Genomic DNA, 7,518 nt, shown 5'->3' with positions numbered 1-7,518 from the left:
GGACGAGCAGCTCGTTCACCCCCAGCGCGCTCGCGATGACGGCGGCCACGCCGACAGCGGCGAGCACGCGCGTCTTCACCGCGGCCCGGCCCAGCCCCCAGAGCGCCTGGAGCACCACGGCGATGATGACCGGCTTCACGCCGTACAGCACGCCCTCCGCCGAGGGCAGGCTCCCGAAGCGCACATACGCCCAGGCCGCGGCCAGCGTGATGAGCATCGCGGGGAGGATGAAGCAGCCCCCGGCCACCAGCAGGCCCGGCCATCCGCTCCGCCGGTGCCCCAGGTGGATGGCCAGCTCCGTCGAGTTCGGTCCCGGAATGAGGTGGGTTGCCCCGAGCAGGTCGAGGAACTCCTCGCGCGTCAGCCAGCGGCGGCGCCGCACCACCTCATCCTCCATCATCGCGATGTGGGCCGCCGGGCCGCCAAACGCGGTGCACCCGAGCCGCAGGAAGAGCAGCGCCACCTCCCTCAAGCCGTGCGCGCCGTGACGCGGCTGCTCGGACGCCTCGTCAGACATGCGCATCCCCGCGCCGCCGCATCAGCCAGGTGTCCACCGACCAGGGGCCGGCGCCCACCCAGAGGAGGAAGAGCGCGCCGAGCAGCATCGCGAAGTCCGTGCGGGACGCATGCGCCATCTTCCAGAAGCCACTCGCCAGGAGGATGGGCACCTTGGTGGTGGCCATGGCCACCAGCATGGTGAGGATGAGCGGCACTGCAGCCAGCCGCGTCACCAGCCCCAGGAGCACCAGGGCGCCGCAGAGCAGCTCCACGGCGCCCACGAACGGGCCCAACACCTCCGGCGCCGGAAGGCCGATTCGCGCGAACCTGCCGGCGCCCACCTCGGCGGGGACGAGGAACTTCTGGAGACCCTCGGACACGAAGACGGCGCCCACCATCCACCGGATGAGCAGCGTGGCGGCGGGTGCCCGCGTCGCGAGGAGGCGCTCCCACAGGGCGGCCACGGACATCACCGGCCTATGTCAAAGCGGAAGGGCAGCAGTCCGCTGCCCAGCAGGAGCACCAGGACGGCCCCCAGGAGCGCGGCGAAGATGGCGAGCGCGGCGGGGCCCCCGGGAGAGGGGTCTATGGGTTCGCCCCGGGAGAGCGCCCGGTGGTTGCGCAGGAATCGATGGACGGCCACGACATTGGCGGCCATGCCAAACGCCACCATCAGCACGCCAGCCACCATGGACGCGGAGGCGTGCCCCGCGTCTGGAACCACCCCGGGCGCGGAGCTGCCCAGCACCCGGAGGAAGGCACCGAACCGCGCCACCACGAAGCCGAAGCCCATCATCGCCAGGCCGGTGCGTACCCAGGCCAGCAGCGTGCGCTCCGCGGCCCAGTCATAGCGTGCATCCCGCGCTGGCGGCATGGCGACCGGGGTGACGGGCGAAGGGCCTCGCGGGGCTGGCGTGTCGGAAGGGAGCTGCTCGGCGGGAAGGCTCACCCCGCCATCACATACCTTTCGCGGGGTCCCCTACAAGCCGGGGGGCTTTCGCCTCAGAAGAGCACCGGAACCAGCGACATCACCCAGGCATCCTGAGCGCTGGCGTCGCGGCCCCATTGCAGGCGCTGATAGCCCACGAGGAACTGCACGTCCTCGCTGGCGATGAACTCCACGCCAGCACCGAGCGTGACTTCCGACGTGGAGACGTCCCGTATCTCCAGGCCGTCCAGGCGCGGGGGTCCCTGGTGGAGGCCGTTCACCTCCAGTAACAGGACGAGCGCGCCTCGCAGCAGGGGCCACTCGCCAGCGAGGCTCCACGCCACGGAGTCACCCGCGGAGATGGAGACTCCACCCACCCGGGATGGAAGCGGATGGGACCAGGTCACCTGCAAGTGGAGGAGGACGGGGCGGACTCCCCGGGTCAGGTCGACGCCCAACATCAGGTCGGTGCTGCCCGTTCCGCGGACATCGGTGTCCAGCAACGCCGCGTCCGCGCTCACGGCCCGCCCGGTGGGGAGCTTCACCAGGCCCAGCAGCGTCAGCTCGGGGAGTCCCCCCCACCGTTTCCTTGAGCAGCACCGCGCGCGCGAAGAGCTGGGTATCCGACAGACCGGAGGACGCCGCCCTCTGTGAGTCTTCGCGGCGTCGCTGGTGCCGCCACTCCAGCTCCGCCCCGACGGCGAACCGGGTGGACAGCCCATATTCCAGGAAGAGCTGCAGGGCCGCCCTGTGCTGTGACTCATCTCGCTCCAAGGATTGATAGCGCCCGCGCTCGTCGAACTCTCCTCGGATGGACTCGAGGCTCAACAGGGGCTGGGCCGTCATCCGCCCCAGCGCAGTGATTGGCGCGGTGTAGGCGACGAATGGACCCGTCGTGGTGGGGCGATACACCTCGTCCGGAGGGCCGTTGGGCGCGGCCCCCTTGTCAGGGCGGGAGGTGGATTCCGGTGCGTCCCGCGCCGCATCCGCCGCTCCCGGTGGGGCTGCTCGCGCCGGGGATGACAGCGACAGGAGCGCCGCGACTGTGAGCGGCCAGACATCCAACTGCCCTGACATGGAAGGGGCCTCCGCGCGGAACGGGCAGAATCCGGTGACCTGGGCGCGGTGACAACTCATTCCCAGCCGGGACGCGGCGCAGCCGTCAGAAAGACGTCGGTGCGGGGCATCGCGGTGCGCACGAGGCGGCGGGAGAGCACGAGGTCGTCCTGCCCGAGCTCCGCGACCTGCCTGCTGGGCACGGGAAGTTGTCACACAACGGGCTGGCGCCAGGCGCGAGACAGGTGCTCCTGACCTTCCTCGACGAAGCGCCGCAGCAACTCGTCACGACCGTGCTTCCCGTTCTCCAGCAGGTACGCCAGCTCCACGGGCATCAGCACCTTGACCGTGACCAGTCGCACCTCTCCGGCCGGCATGGCGAAGCGGCCTGGCAGCGTGCTCGACGCCATGCCCAGCAACACCCCCACCCTGCCCTCCTTTGTCAGCAGCGGCTCGGGCATGTCCTGGCCAGAGACCTCCATGGAGAGGAAGCCCGCCTGCAACTTCTCGCGCACGCTTTCGTGTTCCGCGAGCTCATCCCCCACCCGCTCCAGCAGCAGCAGGGGCCAACTCTTCTCGACCTCTCCAAGCGGCTCGTTCGTCTCCAGGGCCAGCTCCAGACCAAAGCCCACGGACGGCGCCACCTCGTCCACGAAGAAGTCCGACAGCCCGTCTGTCACCAAAAGAGTCCGCCCTTCCGGGCGGTGGATGACACGCCAGACCTGGCGCCGGGCGGGCCAGCCGCCACCGACGACGATGGGGATGATGACCTCCTCGTCCAGCTTCCCCAGAGTGCGCCAAAAGGGCTCGCGGGCCGCATCCGTTTCATCCCGAAGCGCCAGGAGCCTCCGGTTGCGTTCGTGCTCCTCCGGACTGATAGCGCTCGGGCCGGTGACCTCCTTGAAATAGCAGCCCGTGACGCCCGCGCGTTCCAGCGCCTCCTTGATGTCCTCGGACACGATCAGCGCGATGCTCCACCCCCGGGTCCGGAACACCTTGGCGCCGCCCACCTTCGCCGGGTCGATGCGCATGCCCGACACACCGCGGTATTCCCCGACCTTCTCCGGGCGCCCATCCTCCGGCTGCCAGTACCGAACCTCCGTTGAGGCGCTGTCGTCGATGCACCGGATGAGCCGAGTCGCGACGAGGATGAAGTACGGCTCGGCCTGTCCGGCAACGTCGACGGGAAAGAGCTGCACGTCGTCTGGCGCCAGCTCCGCGAAGATGTGCGCCACCCTCTTGTGAACAATAGGGGTGACACCCACGCCCGCGAGGGAAAAATCCAAGGGACGCCCAAGATGGTCGATGGGGATCTTGAGTCGAGCTTCAACCTGGACAGGGCAGCCATCCGTGAACTGCCACGGGTCGTCCACCTCCTGCCCCTGTGAGGTCGTGGGGTCTCCCAGCAGCCAGCGTCCCTGGAGCTCCATGTCATCAGCCAGGTCAAAAAATCGCTTCGCCATGAGTTCTTCCTCGCCTCACTTAGTCCTACAGTTGTAGTTCGGAAGCCTCCGCAGTCTTCCCTCTGTTGAAGCAACAGGAGGGGGAGGAGCGAGACTTCCCATGCAGCATCCATCGACCACAGAAGCGCAGGCGCCGGAAGTCCGGCTGGTTGGCCGTCTCACGACGGAGTTGGATGCGGTGGGCGCCTGGCTGCAGCCGCACTTCCGCCGACGCGAGGCGCATGCCACCGCAGTCGAATATGTGAAAGCGTTGCTGGGACGGGCGCAGCGCAAGAATGCGTGGGGCCTGTCGGAGGACGCGGGACACCGAGCGCCCTATGCCTTCCAGCACCTGCTGTTGCGTGCGAAGTGGGACGTGGATGCGGTACGAGACGACGTGCTGGAGTACGCGCGCCGGGCACTGGGCGAAGGCGGCATTCTGGCGGTGGACGAGACGGGCTTCCTGAAGAAGGGGGAAAAGTCCGTGGGCGTGGCGCGCCAATACACTGGCACTGCGGGCAAAGTGGAGAACGCGCAGGTGGGCGTCTTCCTCTCGTACGTGACGCCTCGTGGGCATGCGCTGGTGGACCGGGAGTTGTACCTGCCGGAGTCGTGGGCGGAGGACGCGGCGCGCCGCGAAGCGGGAGGCATTCCGGACGAGGTGGGCTTCGAATCCAAGCCGGCCCTCGCGCAAGGCATGCTGCAGCGGGCACTGGGCGCGGGACTGAAGCCCGCGTGGGTGGTGGGGGATGAAGTCTACGGGCGCGACTCCACCCTGCGCCGCTTCCTCGAAAGCTTGCACCAGCCCTACGTGCTGGCGGTGGCCTCCAACACACACGTCTGGCGCGGCTTCTACCAAGTGAAGCCGGGCGACATGGTGAAGGAAGTCGCGCCAGAGGGCTGGGTGCGCCTGTCCGCGGGGACGGGCACCAAGGGGCCGCGCCTCTACGACTGGGCGCGCATTCGGCTCAATCGGCACCTGGGCCTGTCGCGGTGGCTGCTGTTTCGCAGAAGCCTCGCGGACGGGAAGGTAGCCTTCTACGTGGCCCACGCCCGACGTAATGCCTCCCTGGCGTCGCTGGTGCAAGCGGCGGGCAGTCGGTGGGCCGTGGAGGAGGACTTCGAGTCCGCCAAGGGCGAAGTGGGCCTGGCCGACTACGAGGTGCGCACTTGGACGGCTTGGCACCGGCACATGACGCTGTGCCTGGTGGCCCACGTCTTCCTCGCCGCTGCACGTGCCATGGCCAACCTGCCACCCCAGGAGGGACTGCCCCCAAAAGCCCTCGGCCTGCCGGTGCGAAGAAACCCAATGCGCGCATTTCTCGCTCGGCGCGGCCTTCACTGACGGCCCTCGTCCGCTACTCCGTCCAGGAAGTGCGAGGGCTCCTGCTTTCTCTCCTCCGGCGGACCGTCGTGCCACTCGCACACGTCTTGGCCTGGAGTCGCTGGCGACGCCACCACCAAGCCGTGGCCATGCACTGTCACTATCGGGCGCGAGGAGCGCGACTCAAACTACAACTGTAGGATTAGAGGTCCTAACAAAACCTCGCCACTTGGCAGGGGCATGCCCATCTTCGTGGCATGCCTCGCCGTGAACTGGTCCCGGACGCATTCTGGCGCCGCATCCAGCCTCTGCTTCCAGCTCGTCCGCCCAAGCCCAAGGGTGGACGTCCTCCAGCAGACGACAGGGCGTGCTTACGCGGCATCATCTTCGTGCTGAAGACGGGCATCCAGTGGGAGGAGCTGCCTCGCGAAGTGTTCGGCGTCAGCGGCATGACGTGCTGGCGCCGACTGCGCGATTGGTACCAGGCCGGAGTGTGGCAGGCGCTCCAGCGGGAGTTGCTGGCCGAATTGCGCAGGAAAGGACGGCTCGACCTCCGCCGTGCCTCTGCTGACTCCTCCAGCGTGCGCGCTCTCAAAAGGGGGCTGCAACGGGCCCCAACCCGACGGACCGAGCGAAGGCGGGCAGTAAGCATCATCTTCTCGTCGACCGCCGAGGCCGTCCGCTCGCGGTGCGCCTGACGGCGGCCAATCGTCCCGATGTGCGCGAGTTGCTTCCCCTGGTCGACGCGGTGCCGCCCATACGTGGGCGCCGAGGCCAGCCTCGACGACGGCCGACCAAGGTGCACGGCGACAAGGGCTACGCGTCGGCAGCGAATCGCCGAGGCCTGCGTGAGCGCGGCATCACCCCTCGTATTGCTCGGCCCGGAATCGACTCTTCCGAGCGGTTGGGGCGCTACCGCTGGGTGGTAGAGCAGCGCCTGGCCATCCTCCACCGGTTCCGCCGCCTGCGCATGCGCGAAGAGCGACGCGCCGACATTCACGAAGCGTTCCTCCTGCTCGCTTGCGACCTCATGCTGCTACGGTCGCTGGTCCGGTTTTGTTAGGACCTCTTAGCCCGCGTCACCAGCATGTTGAGTTCGGTACCCGGCTTGGAGACCTGCACAGCCAAATCCCTCAGTTCCGCCGTCAAACTTTCACGACACTGATGGATGCTCCTGCAGCGCCTCGTTGCGTACTGCAGTCGGCGGAAGACCTCTCGATGGTACTCCACGGGGTGGGGCCCCTTGTGGCCCGGCACGCGGACTTTGTTGGCAGCGTCATCGAGTGACATGCCCGCCCGGTCGAAGATCTTCTGGAAAATGGGTGACCACGGGCCACCGCTGTTGGTTGAGTCCCACCACTTGATCGTCGCGATGTGGTGCTCGTGGGCAGCGGTCGCCAGCGGCTCGGATGCCACGGCGCGCGTGCCTCGTGCCGTCTCCGCGACAGCCTCCGGGTCCAGTGCGATGGTGATGACGCCTCCCGGTGCCACCGCCACCGAGGTGACCTGTCCCGCCGCCGCCAGCCGGAAGCCGCCCTGCCCAGCGCCCACCAGCGAGGCTTGCGCGGAGCCGGGGAGCGTGGGCACCCTCGTCGCCAACGTCTGCGCCGTGCTGCCCAGCGCCGCCATCGCGAGCATGACGAACGCCCGCGCCGCGTTCTGCCCCATCACCCTCCCGTACTTCTCTCCCGCGCCCTGAAGCTCATCGAAGGTGGTCGCCGCCTCCACCTCCTTCGCCAGCACCCTCCAGCCCTGGACGAGGCTCCACACCGTGTCCCACCCCAAGTAGGCGATGAGCGCCACCGTCAGCGTCGCGGCGATGCCCTTCGAAAGCAGCGGCTCGGGCACCAGCCATAATCCGAAGTAGATGGCTCCCGTGCCGACTCCCTTGGCCGAGGTGACGGCGACGCGGTGCGAGCCATCTTCTGGACCGCCTCCGCGAACTCGTCCTCGTCCAACTCGACGGGCTCCGAATCCGCGCGTGGCGTGTAGATGCCAGGCCGGCCCTCGCCCGTGTCCAGGCGCACCACCCGCGAGGTGGCACAGCCCGTGCCCACCAGCATCAGCAGGACCACCGCTCCCCAGCGCAGCGTCATGTCCTTCTCCGCGTCATCGCTCCCCATCCCGAGGAGCGAATTCACTCAATTCCAGAGAAGACTGTCACTGCATCAGGGCATGAGGAAAAGGCGCCTCATGCTGCGGCATAGGCGCCTCACGTCCCCCCACCACAGGACCGACGTCGGACCTCGTCAGCCGTCCCCCTTGCACAC

Annotated in this window: 7 protein-coding genes and 1 pseudogene; 2 read left to right on the top strand and 6 right to left on the bottom strand. The window is 68.3% G+C overall.

Annotated features, from left to right (window positions below; all coding sequences use genetic code 11):
• From G4D87_RS29955 to G4D87_RS29935, 5 genes are all read right to left on the bottom strand, one after another.
• Positions 1–517: chromate transporter (locus tag G4D87_RS29955; protein ID WP_163786117.1), on the bottom strand; the 517-nt coding region annotated here is incomplete at its 3' end.
• Positions 510–968: a DoxX family protein gene (locus G4D87_RS29950; RefSeq protein ID WP_163786116.1), complete on the bottom strand. Its 459-nt coding sequence runs from the start codon at positions 966–968 to the stop codon at positions 510–512. The genes G4D87_RS29955 and G4D87_RS29950, both read right to left, overlap by 8 nt.
• The gene (locus G4D87_RS29945; RefSeq protein WP_163786115.1) at positions 968–1,372 is read right to left on the bottom strand and encodes a YidH family protein; all 405 of its coding nucleotides are present in this window, start codon (positions 1,370–1,372) and stop codon (positions 968–970) included. The genes G4D87_RS29950 and G4D87_RS29945 overlap by 1 nt, the downstream gene beginning before the upstream one ends.
• A 128-nt stretch (positions 1,373–1,500) precedes the next feature.
• Positions 1,501–1,971, bottom strand: a complete 471-nt coding sequence (locus tag G4D87_RS29940; protein ID WP_163786114.1) for a hypothetical protein — start codon at positions 1,969–1,971, stop codon at positions 1,501–1,503.
• 723 nt (positions 1,972–2,694) lie between these two features.
• Positions 2,695–3,945: an imm11 family protein gene (locus G4D87_RS29935; RefSeq protein ID WP_163786113.1), complete on the bottom strand. Its 1,251-nt coding sequence runs from the start codon at positions 3,943–3,945 to the stop codon at positions 2,695–2,697.
• Between the two features lie 100 nt (positions 3,946–4,045).
• Between G4D87_RS29935 and G4D87_RS29930 the strand changes: the two genes are divergently transcribed.
• Entirely contained in the window at positions 4,046–5,269 is a 1,224-nt protein-coding gene (locus G4D87_RS29930; RefSeq protein ID WP_163786112.1) for an IS701 family transposase, read from the top strand.
• 236 nt (positions 5,270–5,505) lie between these two features.
• Positions 5,506–6,311, top strand: a protein-coding gene (locus tag G4D87_RS29925; RefSeq protein ID WP_205507768.1) for an IS5 family transposase whose coding sequence is annotated in 2 segments (ribosomal slippage) — positions 5,506–5,845 and positions 5,845–6,311 — 807 coding nt in all. Because the reading frame shifts where the segments join, the coding sequence is not laid out codon by codon here.
• On the opposite strand, the pseudogene G4D87_RS29920 reads toward G4D87_RS29925, so the two are convergent.
• A pseudogene (locus tag G4D87_RS29920) lies at positions 6,308–7,344 on the bottom strand (AHH domain-containing protein). The gene G4D87_RS29925 and the pseudogene G4D87_RS29920 overlap by 4 nt on opposite strands.
• Positions 7,345–7,518: the final 174 nt, after the last annotated feature.

Source organism: Myxococcus vastator (genome assembly GCF_010894475.1).
GTDB lineage: Bacteria > Myxococcota > Myxococcia > Myxococcales > Myxococcaceae > Myxococcus > Myxococcus vastator.
The sequence above is the reverse complement of the archived record's forward strand: the minus strand, read 5'-3'. Positions and strand labels throughout refer to the sequence as shown.

Excerpts from the sequence above, each read along its gene's own strand:
- G4D87_RS29935 (WP_163786113.1), bottom strand. The coding sequence starts at position 3,945 with ATGGCGAAGCGATTTTTTGACCTGGCTGATGACATGGAGCTCCAGGGA.
- G4D87_RS29930 (WP_163786112.1), top strand. The coding sequence starts at position 4,046 with ATGCAGCATCCATCGACCACAGAAGCGCAGGCGCCGGAAGTCCGGCTG.
- G4D87_RS29950 (WP_163786116.1), bottom strand. The coding sequence starts at position 968 with ATGTCCGTGGCCGCCCTGTGGGAGCGCCTCCTCGCGACGCGGGCACCC.
- G4D87_RS29945 (WP_163786115.1), bottom strand. The coding sequence starts at position 1,372 with ATGCCGCCAGCGCGGGATGCACGCTATGACTGGGCCGCGGAGCGCACG.